Raw genomic sequence first — 21,741 nt, 5'->3', positions numbered from 1 at the left:
GAGAGTTCCATGCGCGTTTTTGTCACCGGCGGCACCGGCCTGATCGGTACCGCGGTCGTCGCCGAACTGCTCGGCAACGGTCACACCGTCCTTGCGCTCGCCCGCTCCGAAGCGTCGGAGCGGGCCGCCGAGGCGGCAGGCGCCGAGCCGCTCCGGGGAGGTCTCGCCGACCTGGACGTCCTGCGGACCGGCGTCGCCCGGACCGACGGAGTGATCCACCTGGCGTTCCGCAACGACTTCAGCAGTCCCGAAGCCCTCGCCGCGGCGGTCGCCGAGGAGACCACCGCTCTGACCACCCTCGGCGAGGAACTCGCCGGAAGCGACCGCCCCCTCGTCACCGTCTCCGGTACGCCGTGGGTGCCGGGCCGTGCCTCCACCGAGGCCGACCCGCTGCCGACGGACGGTCCGGTGGGCGGTCGCGGTCGCACGGTCATGGCGATCCTGGACCTGGCCGCACGAGGGGTACGCAGCACGGCCGTGCGCCTGCCCCGCACGGTGCACCATCAGGGGGCGGGCGGGTTCGCCGGCCTGCTGACCGAGACCGCGCGCCGGACCGGAGTCTCCGGCTACCTGGGCGACGGCACACAGCGGTGGCCCGCGGTGCACGCACTCGACGCGGCCGTCCTCTTCCGGCTCGCTCTGGAGCGGGGGCCGGCCGGTTCCGCCTGGCATGCCGTGGCCGACGAGGGCGACCGGGTGCGCGACATCGCCGCGGTCATCGGCCGACGGCTCGGCCTGCCGGTGGAGCCGGTACCGCAGGAGACGTACGGTCCGCTCGGCCCGATCTTCGCCACCGACCAGCCTTCCTCCAGCGCCCGTACCCGGCAGGCACTCGGCTGGGAACCGGAGCGGCCGGGCCTCCTCCAGGACCTGGAGAACATCGAGCCCTGACCAGGGAGGGCAGGGGGTGCGCCGTGGTCACCGGGAAACGGGCCGGTCAGAGCGTCCAGGCGGGTGCCTCCCCCGTCCAGCTCACGACGAGCAGGATGTCGTCGAGTGCGCCCGACTCGAACAACGTCCTGGCGCCCGCGTCGAAGCTCAGCCGCCAGTCGCCGGCCGGGCCGGCCCCCAGGAGTCCGTTCCAGGCCGCGGCGTTGCCCCGCCGGGTGCCCGCGAGGCCGTTGGTCGCCGTCGCCGTACCGCCGGTCGCACCGCGGGTCAGGGAGATCGCGGTGTCGGGAACCGGCGCGTCGCCCGACAGCCGAACGGCGACCGCCGCGGTGGTGAGCCCTTCGATCCCGGCCGGGAAGTCGACGTCACGCAGCGGGAGCGTGACCGGCCTCGCGGCGGGGTCGGCCGGGTTGTTGAGGTCGTACCACTGGTCGGGGAAGTCCCTCGCCAGGCTGAACACACAGTCGGCGCCACGCTCCCGGTCGGCGTTGAGGCGGGTGACCACCTGCTCGCGGTAGGTGTCGTCGTACGCGGCGGTGTAGTCCACCGTGACCAGCAGGTCGACGATGGTGGAGTAGTCGAGCGGGTTGGCGGCGGGCGGCAGCCGGAACTCCCAGCTGGTGTCGACACCGCTGCCCTCGAACGGCAGCAGCATGTCCGACTGGGCGTCGAGCTCGAACACCCCGCTGGCGTTGACCGGCGACGTCAGGGCGACGACCCCCGGATCACTGCGCACCACGACCTCCTGGAACGTGCCGTCCCGGCCGGTGGTGACCCGCGAGATGCCGTTGGAGTGCAGTGTGGCGCGGATTCCCCGGTCCGGCGGTACCAGCGCGACGAGGCTGGTGCGCACCTGACGGACCAGCCGGAGGTAGTGGCCGGGGAAGTCGCTGTCGAACAGGGCCGTGGGGGTGGCGAAGGCGAGTGTGCCCGTACGGCGGAACTCCAGGAACTCCACCGGCATCAGCCGGGCCAGCGAGAACGTCTGCGAGAGGTTCAGGCGCCGGCGCGCGGAGCTGAAGGCGTACTCGTCGAGCCGGGCCAGGTCCTGCGCGAGCTGTTCCGCACCGGTGAGGCCCCGCCGGTCGGGACCGGCGTTCGAGGTCATCTCGGCCGGCGACTGGCCGTAGTCCTGGCGGATCAGCACCCGGGCGGGTTCCGCCCGCTCGAAGGCCAGTTGGGCCTGCGCCTGCCGGGCCGTCGCGGTGGCCTGCTGCAGGAAGTAGCGGTACACCCCGCCGAGGGTGTTGCTCATCCAGAGGTACAGGTCGGCGTTGGTGAACTGGCCGTTGAGGAAGGTCAGGGTGGCCGTCGCCTGGTCGTGCTGGAGCGTCGCGACATCCTGTTCCCGCTCGGCGATCGTGACCTGGTCGTGCGCCACGGTGATCTGCGCGGCGGCGATCTGCATGTCCTGCTGGGCGGCCACCTGCTGCCGCCGCCACTCGTCCTTGCGCTGTTCGATACCGGCCCGCAGCTGATCGGCCTGCAGCTGCGCCTCCAGATGGTTCTGCTGGATCTGGAAGGCACCCTTGACGGCCGCGGTCGCACTCATCGAGATGGCGAGGGCCTGCCGGGCGCCACCGCTGAAGATCGCGTCCATCAGGCTGGCTCCGGACGACGCCGCCTGTGCGATGGCGAGAGCCGTGTCCGCCACGGTGATCGCGTCCCTGATGTCACGCATCTCGCCGTAGTCGTCGAGCAGGTCCTGCTCGTACCTGTTCGGTGGTGCGTCGAGGGCGGCGGCGAAGGACGCGGACATCGTCTCGGCCTTCGTCAACTGCGCCGTGGCGGCGGTGACGGCGTCGTTGGCCTCCTCGACCCGGCTCAGCGCCACCCTGGCCTGCGCCGCGCTCAGATCGACCGCTTTGAGGGCGTCGTAGACGCGCAGGTTGCGGTCGTCGTACTTCTCCAGGGCGGCGAGGTACCCGGCCTCCATCTGGGCTGCCTGGGCGGCGAGTTGCCCGGCCCGTTCCAGCAGCACCTTGAAGCGGTACGGCGTCGGCCGGCTCACCGTCGCGGCCGCGAGGCCCTGGGTGCGCGGCATGCCCGCGATGTTGCGGCCCTGGCGGAGCTTGGCCAGCTGCATGTCCACCCGGGTGCGCAGGGTGCGGACCTCCGGGACCGGCAGCGCCGGCTCGCCGAGGTTCGTCGGTGTCTGCGGCACCAGGGCCGCAGAGCCGAGCAGCCGGCGGGCGGTGACGTAGAGGGTACGGGCGTGCGCGACCGACTCGTCGGTCTCCCTGGTGAACTCCGCGTCGGCGTAGTCGAGATGGCATCTGATGATCGACAGCAGGGTGTACCGGGTGTGGGGCTTGGGACGCTTCGCGGACGCCGAGTCCGCCAGCGCGAACGGGTCGAGATGGGCGGTCCAGTTGGCCGGGAAGGTCAGATCGGGGCTTGACAGTGTCTCGCTGTTGATACGGCTGTAGATCGAGGTCGGCGAGGTGAGGTCGTACGGGAGGACGATCCAGTACCAGTCGAGCGCCGCCCGGTAGTCCCCGGCCGCCTGAAGGCGCTGCGCGAGGAGCATCGGCACGGCCCAGAAGATCTCCCTGTTGTCGGCGTGCCCGGTGTTCGGCACGGCCTCGATCCCGCTCGACGCGTTCGCCAGGGCGGTCTGGTGGGCGGCCCTGCGCTGCGGATCGAGATAGGTGTACGGGGCGGGGAGGGAGATCCTCCTCGCCGTGAGGTAGTCGGCCGCCAACTTGACTGCCGTACCGGCGGTGAACGTGGCTCCCGGCCCGCTGACCTGCGCGAAAAGGATGTCCAGCGGCAGGGTCGGCGTGCCCGGTGTCATCGTCCTGGTGCTCGGTACGAGCAGGGCCGGGTCGAGGTGCCGCTCGGGGAACAGGAAGGCCGTGGTGGCCGCCTGCCAGGTGCCCTGCTCGCCCAGCCAGGCCCAGGCGGCGGCGAACGTCTCGGGTCCGTTCCTGAACGTCCAGCCGGCCGCGGGGTGGTCCGGGGCCAGTTCCCCCGACCGCTTCGCGGACAGCAGTGACTGCACGCTCTCGACCGCCTGCCCGATACGGGTCGTGCGCAGGGTCCCGCCGGCGAGCATGTCGACGAGGAACCGCGCCGACATCGACTCGCCCACCTCGCCCGCCGCCATGGTCGTGGCGGCCAGGTCGGCGAGCAGCGCGTCACGCAGGATCGGCAGCGCGGTCTGCTCGGCGTCGGCCACGGCCTGCGCGTCGGCCTCGCGCAGGGCCTCCCGCTGGGCGATCCTGGCACGCAGCACGGACTGCCAGGCGGCACGCGCCCCGCCCTCGGCACGGTACGGGCCGGGCGTGGGCCCGGCGCCGCCGGTGACGAAGAAGTCCGGCGAGAGCACGAAACCCGACTCCGCCGCCCGCCAGGCCGGGTACAGCTGCCGGCGCTTGTAGGCACCGGTGAGGACGACCAGGCCGTCGTCCCACTCGGCCGTGGTGACCGTTCCGGCGCCGGCCAGCGCGCTCAGCCGCCCGAGATACAGGAAGCCGTCCCGGCTCAGACCCCGGGCGGCGAGGGCACCGCCGATGTCGGCACCCTGTGCGTCCTGAGCGGCCAGGGCGGCCAGGTCGAGGCCGGGCTGCGCCAGCGTGAGCATCGCGGTGAGGGCGGCCGCCGGTGTCCTGCCCGTCCTGAGCGCGGACAGCGTCGCACGGTACGCGGAGAGGGCCTGCGCCCGGTCGGTCAGCAGCTTGCGGACGGGCTCGCCGGCCGGCCCGTCGACGACGTCGGCCGCGTCGATCACATCGGGATCGGCGAGCACCTCGAAGGCCCTGGGCGCATCGGGGTGCTGGTCCTGTCCGGCCCAGGCGAGCGACTGGGCGGACAGCCGCCAGCCGAGCAGCAGCGGCACACCGGGGACACGCAGCGGATCGGACGCGGTCGTCGAGGGCAGGCCGAACAGTGCCTCCAGGCCGGCCTCGGTGAGGGCGGGACCGTCGACCAGCAGTTGGTCGAGTTCGTCGGGCGTCGTCGCGCGCAGCCGGATGCCGAGCCGGTCGGCCAGCGCCCGGCGGGTCGTGGCATCGGCGCCCCTGGCCAGCCGCAGTTCCGCGTACGAGGTCCCGGCGGAGGCGAGCAGGGACGCGTACGCCGTGCCGCGGTACTCCTGTTCCAGGGCTGAACCGGGCGTGGTGGGTGTGTTCGTGGCCGCGATGCGGGCCCGCAGGAGCTCGACGGGTATCCGCAGCTGGTTGACCTCGTGGCCGCCCAGGTCGGCCTCGGCCGACAGAGGCTGGCTGAGCCGGTCGAGCGGCTGCCCGAGCGCCGCCACCAGGGTGGCGGTGTCCAGCGGCGCGGCGGGCGGTCCCGGCACGTTGACCTGCTCGTGCGCGAAGGACAGCAGCGCGGCGAGATACTCGCGTTCGTCCAGCCGCTGCTCCAGGGACTCGGGCACGTACGAGCTGATCACCGTGGCCTGTACGTCCTTGACGGTGACGTTGCCCGCGTTGTCGGTCGCCCACAGATGCACGGTGTGCGCGCCGAACCCCGTCAGCGGTACGTCCGCGGTCCAGTTCCTGAAGTCACCGCCCGCCCCGGGCTTCGCCAGGGTCCTGGTGCCGGTGGGGGACAGCGCCCACTCGACCTTGGCGCTGCCGCCCGTCATACCGCTCTGCGCGTCGGGAGCCGTCCCCTGCAGGGGCGCGGTGGCGGCGCCCCCGCTGTCACCGAACACGGTGACGGGGGAGACCTGCAGGTTCGGCGGCGAGGCGTCACGGCCGGTGAACGTGCGGGTCTGCGTCGCGGTCAGGCCGTCGGGATCCGTGCAGGTGATCGTCACGGTCCGCGCCCCGAGCGGCATGGGCAGCAGACTGACCGGTATCCGGTACGAGGCGACACCGCTAGACGTCACGGGCATGGCCGTGCCGTCCCGCGTGATGGTGATGGTGAGCGGCGCGATCTGGGCGCGGGTGACATCGAACTGGGCGGTGATCTGCCCGCTTCCCTCGAACAGGTCGACCGTGCTGCCCGCGGCGGGGGCCGACCAGGTGAAGACCGGTGGTGACGCCGCCTGCACCTGGACGGTCTGGGAGACGCTGACCGGGGTGGACGTGGCGGACCACACGTCGGGCCACTGCTCGGGGTACGGGACGTACCAGCCGATCGCACGGTAGTTGGCGGTCACCTTGACCGGGATCTGCGTGCCCGGCGCGACGGACGCCGGCAACGGCACCTGGGCCGTCCAGCCCCCGCCCGAAGCGGTCGCCTGGACCGCGGGCAGCCCGGCGACGGTCACCATGACCGTGTTGAGGATGTCGTACGGGTCGTGGTCACCGCCCTGCGGGACGAGCCCGTTCACCTGCGCGGTCACCACGACCGTGCGTCGCACCACCGCGTTCGCGGCCGGCCCTGTGATCTGTACGGTAACGGTCACTTCTGCTCTCTCCTTCTCGTCGAGGAACGGCAATGGCCCAGGGACGACGCCTCGCCGGCGTCTCCGAGGCGGTCAGGGTTGCGGCGCGGGCTGTCTCGACGAGTTGAAATGGCTTTCGATCATCTGCCTCGCACGGTCCTGTGCTCCCTGCGTCTCGCGGAGCAGCTCCTCGGCGGTCCTCCGGTCGTTCTCGAAGGCGGCCCTGGCCTCGCCCAGGCTGCTGTAGGAGGTCGTCGCACCGAAGCTGTTGACGAACCTGACCTGTGGCGTCAGGTCCACGAAGCCGGGACTCTTCCTGTCTTGCATCTCGGGCCGGTAGTCATGGAGGAAGGTGACGATCGCGGAGACCTCCTCCTTCCTGATGGAGAAGAGGTCCTTGCCCGTCGGGTCACCGTTTCCGTGCGCGTCGGACAGCTCCTTGGGGTCCATCACCCCGCCCGCGACGTAGTAACGGCCGGTCGCGCCCGCGCGGTTGTCGTCGAGGCCGTAGAGGTGACCGATCTCGTGCTTGACCAGATCAGGTGAGTTTCCGAGCTCGCCGTAGCGGCGGTGCCTGTTCATCCAGACGCCCCCGCCCCCGCCCCCGAACCTGGTCACCCCGCCTACGTACGTGTCACCGGGGCGCGCCCGGTCGTCCCCGACGGGCTCGGGCGTGTATCCCTTCCTGGCCTCCGCGAGGTACCTGTTGCCGCGGTAGTTCACGGTGCCGGGTTCCGGTACGGCCCGCTTGTTGAGGACCTGGAGCCGCACCCGCACATCGAAGGTGACCGTCATTCCGTTCTGGTCGGTGAACGGGGCCGCCGTGTCGAACGCCTTCTTGGCCTTGAGTACTTGCTGCTCCTCAAGGGGGGTGGAGACCACGATCACCATGCCGAGGACCATCGTCCGGCGTTCCCAGTCGGCGACCACGGTGAAGTCACGGCCCGACCCGTCGACGAGCCGGAGCGGCGCGCCCGCGCAGTACTGGTACAGGTTGAGCGCGCCCCCGGGCCCCGCCGGGTCGGGCACCGACCAGCGCGCCAGCCACGGCAGGTAGTACCGGTCGCCGTGGCGGGCGAGACCGCTCTCCTCGTCGCGTTCCGCACCGGTGAAGCGGTAGCGCTTGCGGGTGTAACTGCCGAAGCCGGTCTCCCCGTAGGGGGTGTACTCCTCACGGTTGGTGAGGGCTCCGGTCTGGTCCAGGACGGCGGTGCTGCTCCCGAGGTGGTCCGGCAGGTGGTAGGCGACCGCGGGCCCGCCCTCGTCGGGACGGGCGCTGCCGAACCGCACCAGGGCGACACGCCGGTGGTCGTCCATGACGTGGACGTGGTTGTTCCGGCCGCTCTGCGATCCGCCCCAGCGGTGCAGCTCGAACGTCCCGTCGATGTAGTGGGTGACCTCGACCGCGCCGCCCTGTCTGCGGACCAGCTTCTTCACCCGCGCACCGGCCGAGTCGTACAGGTACTGGGCGTGCACCGACGGTTCGGCCCCGGCGGTCTGCGTCGCGAACGCGGTCATCCGGCCGGCGTGGTTCCAGGAGAAGTGGCGGGACGTGGTCTCGGACAGCAGGTTGCCGCCCGCGTCGTACGTGTAGTCGTACGGTGTCGTCCCGCTCGTCCCGCTCGTTCCGCTCGTGCCGGTCGTCATGCGACGCAGCCGGTTGCCGCCGTCCGCCGCCGTGAACGTGCGCCTGAAGCCGCCCGCGCCGGCGTGGGTGAGGGTGAGCAGGTTCCCCGCCCCGTCGTAGTCGTACGTCTCCCTGTACGTCTGGGCCCGGGTCACGTCGGTGCCGCGCGGCGTGGCCGGCCAGGGTTCCCCCTGCGGCGGGGCCGCGTACTCGCGTCCGCTCGCCGACAGCAGCCGGTAGAGGGGATCGTGGGTGAAGCGCCGGTCGAGCGCGTCGCCGCCGGCCAGCAGGGCACGCAGCACCGGGTCGGCGACGGCGGCCGCCTCGGGGTTGCCCGGGACACCGCTGCCGGGGGTGCGGTCGCGCACCTCGGTGAGATTGCCGACCAGGTCGTACGCGTAGCCGACGTCCTGGAGCGCGGGCCCGGTCGGCCGGAAGGTCATGGGTTCGACCAGGCTGTAGCGCTCGGTGCGCAGCCGGGTCGGCCGGAACGTGTCAGGGTCGTAGGCGTGGCGGGTCAGCACGCCGTTGCCGTAGGCGATCAGCGACCGCTGTCCTTTGGCGTCGTAGGCGATGCGCCGCACGTGCACCGTGCTGTCGAGCTGCACCTGTTCCAGCGCCCCCGCCCGGTTGTACGAGTGGTACAGCACGTGCCGCCTGCCCTCCGTGTCGGCGGGCAGGAAGCGTCGCTTGAGGCGGTTCAGGGCGTCGTACTCGCTGGAGGTGACGTGCTCGGCCGGTTCGAGAAGCTGCGCGTCGCGCTGGGCCTGCGTCTGGCCGGGCCAGGGCGTCCAGTCGAGCTGGAACGGCCGCACCTGCCAGCCGTCGGAGGCCGCCCGGTCGTAGACGGACAGGAGAGCCGCGTCGGAGATCACCCGGCGACTGCTCTGGAGCACGTTGCCCTTGAAGTCGACGGACTCGACACCGGCGTGTCCCGCCTCGTCCCAGTGGCGGACGGCCCGGCCGAGCAGGTTGCGGCCACGGGCGCCGTCGCGTTCCGCGGGCCGCTGGTCGGCGGTCCCGGCGTCGCCGTAGGAGACGCGCTGCCGCAGGGAGACGCTCCCGCCGTGGTCGTCCCTCGCCCAGACCTGGCTCGGCCGGTGCAACGGGTCGAACGCGCCCAGGACGAGCGCACCCCTGCTGTCCCGGGCCTCGACCACCTGCCCCAGGGCGTCGGGGACGCTGTCGTGCCGGCCCGCGTCGAGGCTGTCCGCCCGCCAGCGCCGGTGCGCCAGGTCGAAACGGTAGGCGAAGGCGGCCCGCCCCAACTGGTCGGTGATGCCGAGCAGATTGCCCTGGACGTCGTACACCGACGCCGTGGTGAGCCACTCGGCGGCGGTGGGACCGCGGCGGGCGACGGCGCGCACGACCCGGCCGAGCGCGTCGACCTCGGTGCTCGACGGGGTGTCCCAGTGCGTCCGGTACGCCGAGGCCGCGTCGCCGTGGGTGCGGCCGGCGTTGTCGTTCGCGTCGTAGCTGTACGACTCCCACGGCGTCGGCAGGGCGCGGTCGGGATCCGCGAGGTCGGACGGGACACCGAAGACGACCCGCTGCTCGCTGCCGTCCGGGTGCACCGTGCGCTCGACCCGCCCGCTCGCGTCGTGGAACATGACGCTCTTCCGGCCGAGTTGGGCGTCCAGGGGCGGCGCGTAGTCGTAGCCGGTGGAGAAGAAGGGCTCGTACTTCTGCACCACCCGGCCCTTGTTGTCGTACACCTGCCAGCCGGACACCACCACGTTGTCCGGGCTGTCCGGTGCCCTCGTGCGGCCCGTCGAGTCGCCCGTCGGCGCGAGGTCGCCGCCCGGGATGACGTTCCCGCCGAAGGACGGATCGCCGAACAGCGTGTCCTCGGCCTGTGTCCTGGTCTGCAGCGGCCTGCCGAAGCCGTCCGAGTACGCCACCGACACGAGCACGTCGTCGAGGCGTTCGGCGGGAATCCCGGTCTGCGATTCGTGGTGCACCCGCCTGACGGTGCGCACGGACGCCGGCTGTCCGCTCCCCGGGAAGGCGTGCAGGTTGTACTTCATCGCCGTCCCCGGTGCCGCCCGGTCGCCCTCGCCGTTCTTGCCCCGGGTCCAGGTCGCGGTGACGAGTCCGGCCGGGGAGAACGTCACCGACGTGGCGTTGCCGTTCGGATCGGTCACCGTGTGCGGGCGCAGCAGGCGGTGGTCGTACTCCGCGGCGGTGGTGAGTCCGACGGCGTCCGTGCCGAGGACGGGGAACAGGGCGTGCCGGTCGTAGGCGACCTGGCTGCGCGCGCCGAGCGGGTCGAGCGAGGCCGTCCGCAGACCGCGCGGTGTCGATCCCGGCTCCTGGGTGTCGTAGCGGTGCCGTTGCGTGGTCACGTAGTAGCCGCCGGGGGAGCCGGGCACGTCGGTGTCCGTGTAGTGCGTGTATCCGGCGAGCGCGGGCAGCGAGTCCCGGAAGGCGGCCGGATACTCGGCCGGCCAGTCGGCCTGGTCACCGGTTGCCAGGTAGGGCGGGCGCGGCCCGGCCGCCCGGGGGTCGTCGGCGGGGTACAGCAGGTCGAGGAAGCCGTCCTGGAACGCCAGCGACTCGCAGCGCACCGGCAGTCCGTACGCGCCCAGCGTGCCCAGCGGCAGCCCGGTGAACTCCGCGCCGTCGTAGTAGGTACGCGTGTGGCCGATCACCCGCAGCGAGACCCCGGACGGCGGTGTCCCGCCGGCCACGGCGTCCCGCAGCGACGGCACCGGCAGCCGACCGTCGTTGACGACCTCGTGGCTCGACGTGCGCGCGACGCGGTCCACGACGTAGTGCTCGGCGTCGTCCCGGCGCGCGTACTCCGTGGTCGCGTACGTGGCCGGGTAGGGCTCGGGCGTCTCGTCCGGCCCGGCGACGGTCAGTGGGTCACGGCCGCGCGGCACCGGCACGGAGAGCTGCCCGGTGGCGCATCCGTACGCGTCGTACCCGGTGGGGAACGCGAACCGGGTCATCGGCTCCGGGCCGCGTTCCCACCGCGTCGTGCGCGTGCCGAGCGAGAACGGGAAGAACACCCGCTCCCGGCCCGGAGGACCGCCCGCCGATTCCTCCCGTACGGCTGAGTCCTCGCCCCTGGCCTCGACCACTTCCTCCCCTGCCGATTCCTCCCGTACGCCCGACAGGGTCTCCGTCACCGTGTAGGGCCGGTCGGACAGCGGGCCGCCGTCCCGTGCGAACACCTCGGTGCGCATCACCTGCCCCCGCAGGGCGCGCAACGCCGAACGGCGGGCCGCCCGTGGCAGTCCCGCCAGGAACGCGAGCTGCTCCGGCGGTCTGGACAGCATGGGTGGGTCGCCCTGCCAGTACTCGTGGCGCAGGTCGAGTTCGGTCCAGTCGCCGGCCTCGTCGGCGGCGACGGGCCCGCAGTGGAACCAGCTCCTGGTGAGCACGGGCGGCGCGTGGTGGCCCTGCGGCACACCCGCTCCCGTCGCCCCGCCGAACGTCTCCGTGTCCAGGTGCTCGACGAGCGCGAACCCGCGGAACTCCCGCTCGACGCCGTCCCAGTAGCCGTGCCGGTAGCGGTACTCGGTGGCCAGCGTGCCGCCCGAGATCCGGTCGGCGACCTCGGTCCTCGTCACCACGTGCACCGGGAAGGGCAGCGGGGTGCGCCAGCGGGTGGCCGGGTCGGCGAAGTCGCGCAGGTACTCCTGGGTCGACGGCGCGTACGTCACCCGCGTGAGCGCGCCGAGGCTGTTGTCCGTCGAGGTGAGCAGATGCGGCTTCACCCCGCCCGTGAAGTCCAGGAAACGCGCGTGCGGCCCGCCGGAGACCCCCGCCGACCGGCTCAGCAGCAGCCCGGCCGTCCCGGTGCCGAACAGGTCGGACAGTTCGAGCACGTCGGTGCCGGACACCCGCGGGGTGCCGCGCACGACGACCGGGGTGTCGCTCCAGCCGTTGCCCGACCGGTTGCCCCACAGCAGCACCCGCCCGCTGTCGACGTACAGCAGGTCGGCGGCGCCGTCCCCGTCGACGTCCCCGAGGAGCACCCGGCGCGGATCGTAACCGTCGGGCAGGCGGGGCGCGTCGCGCATCTGGATCCGCGCGCCCCATCTGTTGTGCCCGAGGTTCGGCCAGTACGCCACGTTCCCGTTGCGCAGCAGCACGAGGTCCTGAAGGCCGTCGCCGGTCATGTCGGCCAGCCGCACCCGCGGGTCGGCGAGATCGACGGGCGGGCCGCCGGCGCCGACCGCGGTGCGCTGCCAGGCCTTGCGGGGATCACGGTCGTTGAACCACGCCTGGAGGCGGGTGCCCGACCGCATCAGGTCGGTCAGCCCGTCGCCGTCGAGGTCGACCAGCTTCACCTGCGGGTCGTCGACGCCCGCACCGGGGGACCGGCGGTAGCGGGTGAAGCCGCGGCGGCTCCAGCCGCCCGCGAAGGCCATCGGGAAGTAGCCCGCGGCGGGGCCGCCGTCCGGGCCCGGGGCGCCCGCCGCGGGCGCGAACAGATCGGGCCGGCCGTCGCCGTCGGCGTCCAGGAACCGCACCCCGGGCCGGCCGAGCGAGAGCGGCGGCGCTGCGGCCATCGAGCGGGGCGCCTCGAACCGCCCGCCGCCCGCGTTGCGCCACACCCGCGCCGCCGGACCGAGCTCCACGACGTCGGGCAGGCCCGCGCCGTGCAGGTCCACCAGGGCGAGCGTGGGACTGTTCAGCGCGGCGGCCGGAAAGCCGGGGCCGGTCACCGCGGAGAACCTGCGTCCGCCCGGGTCGAAGCCCGAGTACCCGAAGATCAGGGGAGGCATCAGCTCCTCCTGCACCACCGCGGACGCCGAGGCCGGGTCCGGAGCGGATGCCGAGGCCGGGTCCGATGCGGGTGCCCCCGACGCGTCGATCCCCACCTCGGTCACGCTCGCGAGCAGTGACACCCCGTTGAACTCCGCCTGCCGGTAGGCGAGTCGGTACTCGCGTGCCACCCGTGCCACCCCGTCCACGGCGTGGGTTGTCACCCGGATCACGTCGCAGCGCAAGGACGTCCGCACCTCGAAGCCCGCCCGGTGGTCGGAGAACGGGTCAGGGCGCGACGAGTACACGAAGTCCACGGAGACCAGGAACCGGGGGTCGGCCCGGTCGCCGTAGTCGGCGTACGAGATGCCCGCGAGCAGCGGCCGGGACCACGACCTGCCCTGCTCGGTGCCCGCGTCGGCGAGGTGGGCGTGGCGGACCAGGTTGCCGAGCGGGTCGACGGTCTCGGTGAGCTGCCAGCCGAAGACGCGGCCCGCGTCGTGCGGGTCGGCGGTCACCGCCGGATCCCGCCAGCTGTCCGTGGCTCCCGCCGGACGCCGTGTCCCGTACCTGCTGAGTGAGCCGTCCTTGCCGCGGACCTCCCAGTAGTCGCCCGTCGCGTCCTTGACGTGCTCGATCCGGGCGAACAGCCCCTCCGTACGGGGCCGGTAGCGCACCCGGCCGGGATACGTGCCGAGGACCGGCACCAGATCCTCGGCACCCGACAGCAGGAACACATCGGCCGCGTCGTCGTCCCCCGGCCCGGCGGCATCGCGGTATCTCGGAACGCCGTGCGACGTCTTGCGCGAGATACCGGGCAGTCCCAGCTGCCAGCCGAGCCCGAACGGCCCGTTCCCGTTGCCGGTGCTGTAGCCGAGGGCGAGCGACGGCGTCGCCCCCTGACGCCCCGCGGGTATCGACAGCGGTACGGACATGTTGCCCGTCCCCGTGAACAGGTCGGGGGCGAACTTCTCCCCCAACCCGCTGACAGCGCCGCCCCCTTGCGGCAAGGAGATCGCCGAACCCGCCGCCGTCGAGTCCGCGGTGTCCGCAGAAGTCATGGTGCCTCCCCCTGGATCGAGCCTCGGCGACCGCCGCCGCTCATCGACGGGACACCGACCTGATTCGTCAGCGTGGGCTGCGTGTGTGGGTGGAAACGTTGTCGATAGGTTGTCGCCCAGCGAGAGCCATGCGTGGGGTGTGTGGGGCAGATCTGTGCGGGGGTGCGGACTCGTGATTCAACTGAGACTGCTGGGTCCGGTGGAGCTGGTGGCGGGGGAGCGGGCCGTGGAGATCGGACCGCCGCAGCGCCGGGCCGTGCTGGCCGCGCTGGCGGTGGACGCCGGCCGGCCCGTCACGGCCGACGTGCTCATCCAGCGGGTCTGGGGAGTGCGCCCTCCTGACGGGGCCAGGCGGGCCCTGCACGCGCACATCGCCCGGCTCCGCCGCCTGTGCGAGCAGACCGCGAACGACGGCGGGGACGTCCAGTTATGCCTGATGCGACGCTCGGGCGGCTACCTTCTGCAGGCGTCCCCGGACCAGGTGGACGTGCTCCGCTTCCGCCGGCTGGCGGACCGCGCCCGGGAGACGGGACGAACGGACGACGACCGCGCGGCCCTGTTGCGCGAGGCGCTGCGCCTGTGGCACGGGGAACCCCTGGCCGACGTGGGCGGCCAGTGGGCGGAGCGGGTGAGGGAGGCATGGCGGCGCCAGTACGTGGACCTCACCGTCGGATGGGCCGCCGTCGAGTCGCGGGTCGGCGATCCCGTCACCGTGATCGGTCCGCTCACCGATCTCCTCGACGAGTTCCCGCTGGTGGAGCCCCTGGCCGAGACCCTGATCCGCGCCCTGCACGCGGCCGGGCGCGGCGCGGAGGCGCTGGACCGCTTCGCCACCGTCAGACGCCGGCTGGCCGAGGAACTGGGCGCCGACCCCGGTCCCGGACTGCGCGAGGCACACCGGACCGTCCTGCGCGCGAACCCGCCCGCACCCACCCGGCGGACGGCACACCGGCAGACCGCCGAACCCGGCCCCCACACCTCCCTCCCGACACGGCCCTCGCCGCAGCTCTCGCCGGAGTCCCCGCCCGTGACAGCACGGTGGCCGGGAGCGATCCCCGCCCAACTGCCCATGGGCGTACGGGGGTTCACGGGCCGCGGCGACGAGCTGGCGCAACTCGACCTGGTCCTCGCGTCGGCGGCGGTCCAGCCGTCGGCCGTGGTGATCTCGGCGCTGTCCGGCACCGCGGGCGTGGGCAAGACCGCGCTGGCCGTGCACTGGGCACACCGGGCACAACCGGCCTTCCCCGACGGACAGTTGTATGTGAATCTCCGCGGTTTCGGTTCCGCCGGATCGGTCATGGGCCCGGCGGAGGCGGTACGGGGATTCCTGGACGCGTTCGGGATACCGCCGGCACGTGTCCCCGTCGGCCTTGAGGCACAGGCCGGCCTGTACCGCAGCCTGCTGGCCGGGCGGCGGGTGCTGGTGGTGCTGGACAACGCCCGCGACGCCGAGCAGGTCCGTCCGCTGCTGCCCGGAGCGCCCGGCTGTCTGGCGCTGGTGACCAGCCGGCGCCTGCTGACCGGCCTCGCCGTGGCCGAAGGCGCCCAGCTGCTGACCGTCGACCTCCTCACGTCCGGCCAGGCCCGGGAACTGCTGACCGGCCGACTGGGCGCGAGCCGGGTGAACGCGGAACGCGCCGCGGTCGGGGAGATCGTCCGACGGTGCGCGGGACTGCCGCTGGCCCTCGCGATCGTGGGAGCCCGCGCCGCGGCGCGCCCCCGTTTCCCGCTCGCCGCACTCGCCGAGGAACTGCGCCGGGCCGACAACCGGCTCGACGCCCTGGACGGCGGGGAGGCCACCAGCCAGGTGCGTGCCGTGTTCTCCTGGTCCTACGAGGCGCTGAGCCCCGGAGCGGCCAGGCTCTTCCGGCTGCTGGGCCTGCATCCCGGACCCGACGCGGCCCTGCCGGCCATCGCCGCGCTGGGCGGCATACCGGTGAGCCGCGCCGTCGCCCTGCTGGCCGAACTCGTCGGCGGCCACCTCCTCACCGAACACGCGCCGGGCCGCTACACCTTCCACGACCTGCTGCGCGTGTACGCCGCCGAACTGGTCGCCACGCTCGACAGCGACCTGGACCGGCACACCGCGCTGCGCCGGCTGCTCGACCACTGTCTGCACACCGCCCACACCGCCGACGTACTGCTGACCCCGCGGCCCAACCCGGTCCCGTTGCCACCCGCCGGGCCGGGCGCCGCCCCCGAGGCACTCGCGGACCACGAGCAGGCGCAGGCCTGGTTCGCCGCGGAGCACACCGTGCTCGCGGCCGCGGTGGAGCGGGCCTGCGCGAAAGGCTTCGACCGGCACGGCTGGCAACTGGCGGCGGCCCTCACCACCTTCCTCGACCGGCACGGCTACTGGCGGGTGCTCGCCGCCCTGCAGACGAGCGCCCTGGAGGCGGCCCGCCGACAGGGCGACCGCGCGGGCCTCGCCGGCGCGCACCGGGGACTCGGGCTCGCCCTGGACCGGCTGGACCGCGGCGAGGACGCCCGCGGCCACTATCTGCGCGCCCTCGATCTGTTCGCCGAACTCGGCAGTGACGCGGGACAGGCCCGTACCCACCAGCACCTCGCACGGATGTCCGCCGCGCAGGGCAGCCCCCAGCAGGCGCTCCACCACGCGGGACACAGCCTCAGGCACTACCGGGCCGCCGCCGACCGGGCCGGTCAGTCCGCAGCCCTCAACCACATCGGCTGGCTCAATGCCCAGCTCGGCGAGCACCACGAGGCCCTCGTCCACTGCCGGCGGGCCCTCGACCTCGCCCAGGAGACCGGAGACCTCAACGGACAGGCCCACACCTGGGACAGCCTCGGCTACATCCAGCATCATCTGGGCAGACACACGCAGGCCGTCGACTGCTACCGGCAGGCGGTCGACCTCTTCCACCGGACCGGCGACCGGCAGAGCGAGGCCGCCGGCCTGCTGTGTCTGGGCGACATCCACCGCGTCACGGCCCGCCCCGACGCCGCACGCACCGCCTGGACACGGGCCCTGACCCTCACCGACGAGTTGGCACTCCCGGACACGGATCCACTCCGCACCGAACTCCGCACCCGGCTCGACGCCCGTCCCGAATCGGCCCTCGAACCGACCCCGCCCCCGCCCTCGGAGCCGCAGCCGCAGCCGCAGCCGCTGCGGTCGGCGGCAGGTCAGTAGGGGACCGTCGCCGCGGGCGGGGCCCATCGTTGGGCGCGGCGTACCGAGTCGGAGACTCCGTAGTCCCTCTTCAGCTGTTCGGGGATGGCGTAGTGCATGACGCGTCCGCGGGTGAGGGAGGACAGTTCGAGGACCGTGGTGAGGTGGCCGAGGCGGTCCAGCGCCCACGCGCCGAGCGGTGAGCGGTCCTCGATGGTCTCCAGGACGCCGAGGAGATGGGGTACGGCCTTGACGACCGTGTCCCACGGGGTGCGCGGCACCTGGAGCCAGTCGCCGCAGGTGTCGCCGACGAGATGGCGGATCAGCGCGGAGACGATCGGGTCGAAGAAGGTGCCGGGCACGACCTCCTCGTAGAGGTCGATGAGCTGCCGCGTCAGGTGCGCGCCCTCCTCGGAAGGACCCATGTGCCGGACCATGTACAGATCGAGGAACCGGCGGGCCTCTTCGAGGGACTTGGGGACGGCCTCCTGGTCGACACCCAGCATCGCCCCGACGACCCGCCAGGCGTAGTAGTACGCCTCGGCCCCCTCCGTGGACATGTGGATGCCGAGACGGTGCAGGGAGTCCAGCACCAGCATGGAGAAGAACATCTGCCCGCCGATCATGTCCTCCTGACAGATCGGCGTCCCCAGGGCCTCGGTGTCCCAGCGGCCCTCGCGTTTCAGGTGGTGGCGGATGGAGGCGTGCAGCAGGCGGACCTTCTGGGCGGCCGGAATGAAGCGGCTGCCGGCCTCGAAGGCGTCGGGCTGCATGAGGTAGACCGTGAACTGGCCGGTCTCCGCCATCCGTTTGGACGGGTACTTCAGCCCGTGGGCGGCCGACAGGAGCTGCGCCACGTGCGGGACGACGTAACAGGCGGGCATGGAGGCGAAGGAGAGGGCGGTGGAGATGTGCACGTTGTTGTCGATGAAGAACAACCGGGCCTTCTCCATCTCCCCCCAGTCGACCCAGGCCGGCGGAGCGCTCGTCTCCCGGAGGTACTCCCGGGCCACCTCGGGCAGCCCGTCCGGCAGCGGCGCGCCGACGGTGGAGACGTACCGCATGAGGGTGTTGAACTTGCCCACCTCGCCGCGTTCGAAGAGTGTGGCGACGGTGGCGTCGGCGAGTTCGTCACCGGACCGGCGCAGGGCGTCCATCGATGCCTCGGTGTGGTTCATGGCAGGGCTCCTTCTGAGGGCAGGGGTCCTCGTGAGGGTCAGGAGAGGCGGGCGGCCGCCGAGTGGGCCAGCGAGGTCAGGGCCGTGGCCGCCTGCGCGGGGACGTCCAGCTCGTCCAGCGCGCCGAGAGCCTCCTCGACCCGAGCGGTGATCATGGCCTCGACGCGGTCGGGTGCCTTCAGCCGCAGCATCACCTCGCGTACCGCGCGCAGGCCGTCCCCGTCCGGGTCGCGCCGGCCCAGCAGGGCGCGCAGCCGCTCCCGGTCGTCGGCACCGGCGAGACGCCAGGTCTCCGCCAGCAGGGCCGTAGGACGCCTGCCGCGTACGTCGTCGGCGTTGGCCTTGCCGGTCCGACGCGGGTCCCCGAACAGGCCCAGCAGGTCGTCCCGCAGCTGGAACGCCTCGCCCAGCGGCAGCCCGTACGCGGAGTAGCCCTCGCGCAGCCGCTGGCCCGCCCCGGCCAGGGCGCCGCCGATCAACAGGGGATGTTCGACGGTGTACTTGGCGGTCTTGTACCGGATCACCTTCAGCGACGCCGTGACGTCCGGCTCGTCGCCGGTCCGCAGGATCTCCAGGCACTCACCCGCGATCAGCTCACGGGCCAGCACCGACCACAACGGGCGGGCCCGCGCCAGATAGGCAGCGGGCAGCCCACTGGTGGCGAACAGCTGCCCGGCCAGTCCCATCAGCAGATCCCCCACCAGCAGCGCCAGCGACCTGGCGGCGGCGACGCCCCGCGGGCGACGGCGTACGGCACCGCGCAGCGCGATGTGGGCGGTGGGCCGCCCGTGCCGTAACGCGCTGTCGTCGATGAGGTCGTCGTGCACGACCGCGGCGGCGTGCACCAGCTCCATGGAGGCCGCCGCCCGCACCAGCGCGTCGCTGTCCGGCTGTCCCACCGCGCGCCAGCCCCAGTAACAGAAGGCCGCCCGCAGCCGTTTGCCGTCCGCGACCGCCGCCTCCACCTGCGTGGCCACCGGTCCCAGCGCCGGATCGATCGCCGCCAACTGCCCGGCCTCCTGGGCGACGTAGGCGTGCAGCACCTCGTCGACGCGGCTCTTGAACGCGGCCGGCTCCGATCGGTCAGACGTCATCGGAGGCCCGCCGGGCCGACGCGCGCCGGGCGAGGATCTCCAGGTGCGCCGGCGGCACGGCCGCATACCGGTCCAGCACCAGGCGCCCGCGCGCCAGCAGATCGTGCTCGGCCTCCGCCGCCAGCTCCGCGGCGTCCGAGCGCCGCAGCAGCCCCCGCACGGCCCCCAGGGCCGACCCCACCGTGCTCACCGTCAGCTCGGCCAGGCCCGCCACCAGCAGGACGGCCCGCTCGTCCGGGCCCCCGCGTCGTTCTGTCGCTCGCGTCACGCCACTCCCCACCCACAGCACATCCGGACGGCGCCGGTCGCACGCCGTTCCTCCCAGCATCACGACATACCGGGCAGAGGACGGCAGGAACTCACGATCGAGTGATCACCTCGCTTGGCCGTACGGATCAACGGTCGTCGCCGGCCCACCACGGAAGGCGTCACGCCCCGGCCCGACCTGGGATCGGTAGGAGCCGCCGCGATGGGAGCGTCGCCGGATGAATGTGCAGGGGACGCTCGAACTGTGGTGGACGGTGCCCGCGGGCACCGCCCTGGTCGGCTACGCGTGCTCGCTCGCCCGGCTGACGCGGCCCCAGCGTGCGGTGTGGGTGACGGCGCGGGTCGTGGAGGTGCACCGGCCGGCCCACGGCGACTCCAAGAGGCCCGGGATCCCGGTGACCGTCGCCTTCCAGGACCCTTTCACCGGGCGGGAGTTCAGGCTGCGGCACACGGGACGCAACGGCCATGTCGTGGCGGCGGCCTGGGTGGGCCAGGAGTTCCCCGTGCGCTATCCGCGCCGCCGCCCGGAGCGGTTCCACCTCATGCTGGACAAGGCGGGGGAGGAGCGGGGGCTGGGCGGCCCGCACTGCATGCTCCTCCTGCTGTTCGTGGGGCTGGTCGTCCAGGCGTTCGTCGTGCGTGGCTGGCCGGACGGGCTCATCTGCCTCGGAGGGCTCCTGCTCGTCGTCGGCGCGCTCAGCCGGGACCGGCAGCACGCGCGCGCCCGCGCCGCTCTGCTGGACGGGGCGGTCGCCGTTCCTGGCCGCGTGGTCGCCGTGACCAAGGACGTGCACACCGACGGAGAGGGCGACGAGATCGTCAATCACGCGCCCGTCGTCGCTTTCACCACCCGCGAGGGGGTCCACGTCACCGCGCTGTGCCGGGAGGGCATCGCACGGCCCGCTCTGTCCCTCGACCGCGACCTCACGATCCACTACGCGCCCGGCGACCCGGCCGTCTTCACCCCCGACCTCGACCACGACCGCCGCGAGCGGGCGGCGGCGGTCAGGTTCGTCATGTGTCTGCTGCTCGCCGGGATCGCCGCGATCGCGCTGGGAGCGGCCTTTCTCAACGGCCTCCTGCCCGTCACCTGACGAGGCACGAGCCCCCGGCTGTCACCTGACGACGCACGCCCTCGACCCTCTCACCTGACGATGCAGGTGACGGCCGCCCACAGCAGGGGCGCGTGCTCGATCCTGCCGCCGGTGCGCCAGCGGTCCAGCTGCTCCCGTTGCCAGGCACCGAGGTGCCGCACGGGATCAGGATGCTCATGGGCGTCGTCGACGGCGATGACGACGTCCGTGAGCGGACGAACCGCCTCGGGCAGACCGGCCAGCCGGTGGAAGGCGAAGCTGGTCGGCAGCACCCAGCGGGTGGCGGTGACCAGCCGGGCCCCGTTGTGGATCATCGCGGACGCCAGGCCGAACGACTCGGCGAAACGGAGATCGCCGCCGCTCTCGCAGGCGATCAGCGCGACGCGCTCCGGTGCGGGCCACAACTGCGCTCCCGGTACGCCGTCCGCGCGCAGCGGGAGCGTACCCAGCAGGAGGTCCTTGGCCGACAACGGCCGGTGGGCGCGGACCGGTTCGGTCAGTCCGGTGGTCCGCGGGCCGCAGCACAGATGGAGGGTGACGTCCTCGCTCCGGCCGCCCTCGACCGGCGCACCGCTCACATGCCCCACGTACATCAGCCGCCGTGGGCCCCTGCGGAGCACCTCGCTGAGCCAGTCGCGGTCCAGGTCCGTACGGCGCAGGGCCTCGGCGGGCGTGGCGACGGGCGGTACGACGGCTCCCGTGTCGAGGCGGCGCTGTACGAGCGACAGCAGCGCGGGGTCCGAACCGGGCCGTCCGAGAACCGATCCGAGCTGGGAGTCGGCACGGAAACCGGGCACGCGGGGGTCCAGGACGAGGACGACGGCGTCCGAGGCCGTATCGGCGTCCGGGGTCGCTGAGCTGGAACTGGCGGCGCCGGGCCGCCGCAGCGAGGCCGGCACCGACGTGGCGATGTCCGCGAGATCGATGAGCCGGACATCGCCATCACCCTTCACAGCGCCCACGGCCAGCAGCTCCCACGGCACCTGGGCGACCCTGGGTGACGGCTGGAGGCGGATCAGCGGACGGCCCAGACGCGCCGACACCTGGTGGATCTGGTCGGTCAGACCCGGCGGCCACAACGCCTCGGCCAGCAGGCGGGCGAGGCGGCGCTCCTCCTCGTACGAGGCCAGCGCGCCGGACTCGAACGCGCGCCGCATCCCCTCCGCGCCCTCGCCTCCGACCCCGTCCTGGCCCACGCCCGGCAGTGCCGCACCCAGCGCGCGGATCGCCTCGTCCACGTCGGCGGCGGGTGCGTACCCGGTGCCGAACCCCTGGACCCCGCTGACCCACGTCCATGTCATATGGAGGTCTCCGGCGTCGGCCAGCCGGACCTGGA

Annotated in this window: 9 protein-coding genes; 3 read left to right on the top strand and 6 right to left on the bottom strand. The window is 73.0% G+C overall.

What is annotated here, in order from left to right:
- Positions 1-9: 9 nt before the first annotated feature.
- Positions 10-891, top strand: coding sequence for an SDR family oxidoreductase (locus C6Y14_RS14670; protein ID WP_107017097.1), 882 nt, complete (start codon positions 10-12; stop codon positions 889-891).
- Between the two features lie 46 nt (positions 892-937).
- Here C6Y14_RS14670 and C6Y14_RS14665 read toward each other — a convergent pair whose 3' ends face one another.
- On the bottom strand, positions 938-6,253 hold the full coding sequence (locus C6Y14_RS14665; RefSeq protein WP_107017096.1) for a Tc toxin subunit A-related protein: 5,316 nt from the start codon (positions 6,251-6,253) through the stop codon (positions 938-940).
- A 72-nt stretch (positions 6,254-6,325) separates the two neighbouring features.
- A complete protein-coding gene (locus tag C6Y14_RS14660) occupies positions 6,326-13,639 on the bottom strand; it encodes a SpvB/TcaC N-terminal domain-containing protein (protein ID WP_107017095.1) in 7,314 nt (2,437 codons plus the stop codon).
- 172 nt (positions 13,640-13,811) lie between these two features.
- Here C6Y14_RS14660 and C6Y14_RS14655 point away from each other — a divergent pair, with 172 nt between their 5' ends.
- On the top strand, positions 13,812-16,793 hold the full coding sequence (locus C6Y14_RS14655) for an AfsR/SARP family transcriptional regulator (protein ID WP_225891080.1): 2,982 nt from the start codon (positions 13,812-13,814) through the stop codon (positions 16,791-16,793).
- Here C6Y14_RS14655 and C6Y14_RS14650 read toward each other — a convergent pair.
- Genes C6Y14_RS14650 through C6Y14_RS14640 form a run of 3 tightly spaced genes read right to left on the bottom strand, consistent with a single transcriptional unit; the run spans position 16,787 to position 19,312 of the window.
- Complete coding sequence (locus C6Y14_RS14650; protein ID WP_107017094.1) at positions 16,787-17,950, bottom strand: oxygenase MpaB family protein; 1,164 nt, start codon at positions 17,948-17,950, stop codon at positions 16,787-16,789. The two genes, C6Y14_RS14655 and C6Y14_RS14650, sit on opposite strands and share 7 nt — an antisense overlap.
- A gap of 38 nt (positions 17,951-17,988) precedes the next feature.
- On the bottom strand, positions 17,989-19,044 hold the full coding sequence (locus tag C6Y14_RS14645) for a polyprenyl synthetase family protein (RefSeq protein WP_107017093.1): 1,056 nt from the start codon (positions 19,042-19,044) through the stop codon (positions 17,989-17,991).
- Positions 19,034-19,312 (bottom strand): polyprenyl synthetase, encoded by a 279-nt coding sequence (locus C6Y14_RS14640; protein ID WP_107017092.1) that lies wholly within the window; start codon positions 19,310-19,312, stop codon positions 19,034-19,036. The genes C6Y14_RS14645 and C6Y14_RS14640 overlap by 11 nt, the downstream gene beginning before the upstream one ends.
- Positions 19,313-19,529: 217 nt before the next feature.
- Between C6Y14_RS14640 and C6Y14_RS14635 the strand changes: the two genes are divergently transcribed.
- Entirely contained in the window at positions 19,530-20,405 is an 876-nt protein-coding gene (locus tag C6Y14_RS14635; protein ID WP_107017091.1) for a DUF3592 domain-containing protein, read from the top strand.
- 50 nt (positions 20,406-20,455) lie between these two features.
- On the opposite strand, the gene C6Y14_RS45015 is transcribed toward C6Y14_RS14635, so the two are convergent.
- Positions 20,456-21,706: a CHAT domain-containing protein gene (locus C6Y14_RS45015; RefSeq protein ID WP_225891079.1), complete on the bottom strand. Its 1,251-nt coding sequence runs from the start codon at positions 21,704-21,706 to the stop codon at positions 20,456-20,458.
- Between the last annotated feature and the right edge of the window lie 35 nt (positions 21,707-21,741).

Source organism: Streptomyces dioscori, from assembly GCF_003024195.1.
Lineage (GTDB): Bacteria > Actinomycetota > Actinomycetes > Streptomycetales > Streptomycetaceae > Streptomyces > Streptomyces dioscori.
Note: the sequence above shows the minus strand (reverse complement) of the source record. Positions and strands in the feature narration are given on the sequence as shown.